Source organism: Pseudomonadota bacterium, from assembly GCA_022361155.1.
In the GTDB taxonomy this organism is placed as follows: domain Bacteria; phylum Myxococcota_A; class Polyangia; order Polyangiales; family JAKSBK01; genus JAKSBK01.
In genome coordinates this window covers 1-1,525 of record JAKSBK010000340.1, presented here as the reverse complement: position 1 = coordinate 1,525, position 1,525 = coordinate 1, and the positions used below count along the sequence as shown (strand labels likewise).

The window sequence follows — 1,525 nt, the reverse complement described above, 5'->3', positions numbered from 1 at the left end:
GGGCAGGCGTTGCGAGCCCATGCGGGCCTGGATGATGGCCACCACTTTGGGGCTAGCCATTGGCCACCTCCAGGGCGATGCGGTGGAGGTCCCAGAGGCCGGCTTTGTTGCGCTGCCAATCGGCGCGGGCCTCGGCCCTGCGGCGGGCGGCTTGACCCATAGCGTGCCGGTCGGCCTGGGTAGCGCGGCCAATGCTCTCAACAATCGCATCCACATCATCCACCGGGAAGAGCCAACCCTGCTGACCAGGTTCGACCCATTCGCGGTTGCCGAGAATATCGGAGACCAGCACCGGCAGCCCGCTGGCCAGGGCCTCCATCAATGAGACCGAGGAGCCATCGCTGTGCGAATTGCTGAGGTAGAGGTCGGCGGCCCGGTAGTAAGCGGGCAACTCGGCCTGGCTAATTGGCCCTGGCAGGTGCACGCGGTCAGTCAATCCCGCCTCTTCAAAGATGCGACGTAGCTTGGCCTCCAGGGGGCCGGCGCCAGGCATCAGCAGGCGCAGGTTGGGATTGGCTTGGGCCGCGGCCGCGAAGGCCTCCGCCACGGCCTCCACGCCGTAATCGGGTCGCCAACTGCGCACATGCAGCAGCACGAAAGCGTCCTGCCAGCCCAGGCCGGCCCGCAGCCCGCCATCTTCGCCATCCAATGTGAAAGCTTGCAGGTCAATGCCCCAGGGGAAGGCACTTATCCGCTCATTTGGAACCCCATAGCTGCGCAGTTCATCGCGAATAGTCTGGCAATCGCCCAGCACCGCGTCCGCCTGGCTGAGGGCGAATTCAACGCGCTCCTGATGCCCAGCGTCGCGCTTGGCCTCCAGCAGCAAGTCCCAACCCCAAGACATGGCTACAAAAGGATGAAAACCGCTTTGGGCCGCCAGGTAGGCCCCGCTGGTCAGCGGGCCGGCTTGCAGCAAATCGGGAGCCTCACGATCCAGCACCTGCTGCAGCGTTTCAAGTTGGGGCTCGGGCCACTCGACCGCGCGTACGCCCGCGGGCAGAGGCCGCGGGTCCTGGTTTGGGGCCGCGGCGTCCAGGCGCATGAACAGCACCTCTTCGTAGTGCTCGGTGAATGCGCTCAACATACGATGGTCATGGGGCGTGTAGGTCTGGTGAATATAGAGCAGCTTCATGCCAAGTCTTGGGGGCGAAGTTCCTTGCCAAAGGGCAAATCGGTTGCGGCCCGTTTGCCCAGCACAGCGGGCAGGTCCCAGGCCATCAGGGCGCCCTCCACCGCCGGACGCAGCACTTCAAGCATGTCTTCAGTGAAGGTCTCGCCGGCCTGGATATCGCGGGCGGCCCGCAGGCAGCGCCGCTGTAACATGCGGGTCTCCTGCTCGTTGTCGGCCACGCGCTTCTCGGCCGAGCCCAGCGCCCGCTCCAGGACGCGCACTTCCTCTACCATGTGGGCCCAGTTGTCCGGGTTGAGGGCGAATTTGTGGTCGGGGCCCTCACGATCATTGCTATCGGTGAAGTGGCGCTCAATGACCCGGGCGCCCATGGCCACCGCGCCCACCACCGGGGCG

General features: G+C 65.6%; 2 protein-coding genes. Both read right to left on the bottom strand.

The genetic code is table 11. The features are described from left to right. Positions 1-52: 52 nt before the first annotated feature. Positions 53-1,132, bottom strand: coding sequence for a glycosyltransferase (locus tag MJD61_13345; protein MCG8556255.1), 1,080 nt, complete (start codon positions 1,130-1,132; stop codon positions 53-55). Next, on the bottom strand, positions 1,129-1,525 hold a 397-nt coding region (locus MJD61_13340), incomplete at its 5' end, for an N-acetylneuraminate synthase family protein (protein MCG8556254.1). The genes MJD61_13345 and MJD61_13340, both read right to left, overlap by 4 nt.